This window comes from Bacillus sp. JH7 (genome assembly GCF_001563515.1).
In the GTDB taxonomy this organism is placed as follows: Bacteria; Bacillota; Bacilli; order Bacillales; family Bacillaceae_G; genus Bacillus_A; species Bacillus_A cereus.
On sequence record NZ_LPUS01000014.1, the window covers coordinates 1 to 1,083 of the forward strand.

The window sequence follows — 1,083 nt, forward strand, 5'->3', positions numbered from 1 at the left end:
TGAGCCATGAAGGACTCGAACCTTCGACCCTCTGATTAAAAGTCAGATGCTCTACCAACTGAGCTAATGGCTCGTAAATGGCTGGGCTAGCTGGATTCGAACCAGCGCATGACGGAGTCAAAGTCCGTTGCCTTACCGCTTGGCTATAGCCCATCGAAATAATTATCTTCTTTTCAAAGACAAATGTTATTGTACCATAATGTCCAATAAAAAACAACTGCTATATAGCAGAAGTTAAAATGGCGGTCCCGACCGGGGTCGAACCGGCGATCTCCTGCGTGACAGGCAGGCATGTTAACCACTACACCACGGGACCATTTGGTTGCGGGGACAGGATTTGAACCTGCGACCTTCGGGTTATGAGCCCGACGAGCTACCGTGCTGCTCCACCCCGCGACAATACTATTCATATAAAATTATATGGTGGAGGATGACGGGATCGAACCGCCGACCCCCTGCTTGTAAGGCAGGTGCTCTCCCAGCTGAGCTAATCCTCCAAAAGTGGTGACCCGTACGGGATTCGAACCCGTGTTACCGCCGTGAAAGGGCGGTGTCTTAACCACTTGACCAACGGGCCAAAAAAGTTTTAAACCTATTCCCAAGCTTCCAACCGGGCTTGAACCGGTGACCTCTTCCTTACCATGGAAGTGCTCTACCAGCTGAGCTATGGAAGCATAATGGCTCCGCAGGTAGGACTCGAACCTACGACCGATCGGTTAACAGCCGATAGCTCTACCACTGAGCTACTGCGGAATAATATTAGCCTGGCAACGTCCTACTCTCACAGGGACAAGGTCCCAACTACCATCGGCGCTAGAGAGCTTAACTTCCGTGTTCGGTATGGGAACGGGTGTGACCTCTCTGCCATCATTACCAGACTTTTATCATTATAAACATTTCTTTCGAAATGTCAAGAAGAAATTTTAATGCATATTCCTTCAAAACTAGATAACATCGCTACATATTATATGGTTAAGTCCTCGATCTATTAGTATTCGTCAGCTCCACATGTCACCATGCTTCCACCTCGAACCTATCAACCTGATCATCTTTCAGGGATCTTACTAGCTTACGCTATGGGAA

General features: G+C 48.2%; 8 tRNA genes and 2 rRNA genes. All 10 read right to left on the reverse strand.

Annotation, left to right across the window (positions count from 1 at the left end):
• Window positions 1-73, reverse strand: a tRNA-Lys gene (locus tag AU379_RS20390).
• 5 nt (window positions 74-78) lie between these two features.
• A tRNA-Gln gene (locus tag AU379_RS20395) sits at window positions 79-153 on the reverse strand.
• 87 nt (window positions 154-240) lie between these two features.
• Window positions 241-316: transfer RNA gene (locus tag AU379_RS20400), tRNA-Asp, on the reverse strand.
• A 3-nt stretch (window positions 317-319) separates the two neighbouring features.
• A tRNA-Met gene (locus AU379_RS20405) sits at window positions 320-396 on the reverse strand.
• Between the two features lie 25 nt (window positions 397-421).
• Window positions 422-497: transfer RNA gene (locus tag AU379_RS20410), tRNA-Val, on the reverse strand.
• A 5-nt stretch (window positions 498-502) separates the two neighbouring features.
• Window positions 503-577, reverse strand: a tRNA-Glu gene (locus AU379_RS20415).
• Window positions 578-601: 24 nt separating this feature from the next.
• Window positions 602-674 (reverse strand) — tRNA-Thr (locus AU379_RS20420).
• Between the two features lie 4 nt (window positions 675-678).
• Window positions 679-753, reverse strand: a tRNA-Asn gene (locus tag AU379_RS20425).
• A gap of 9 nt (window positions 754-762) precedes the next feature.
• Window positions 763-878: ribosomal RNA gene (gene rrf / locus AU379_RS20430) — 5S ribosomal RNA — on the reverse strand.
• 90 nt (window positions 879-968) lie between these two features.
• Window positions 969-1,083, reverse strand: a 23S ribosomal RNA gene (locus AU379_RS20435); the annotation flags it as partial.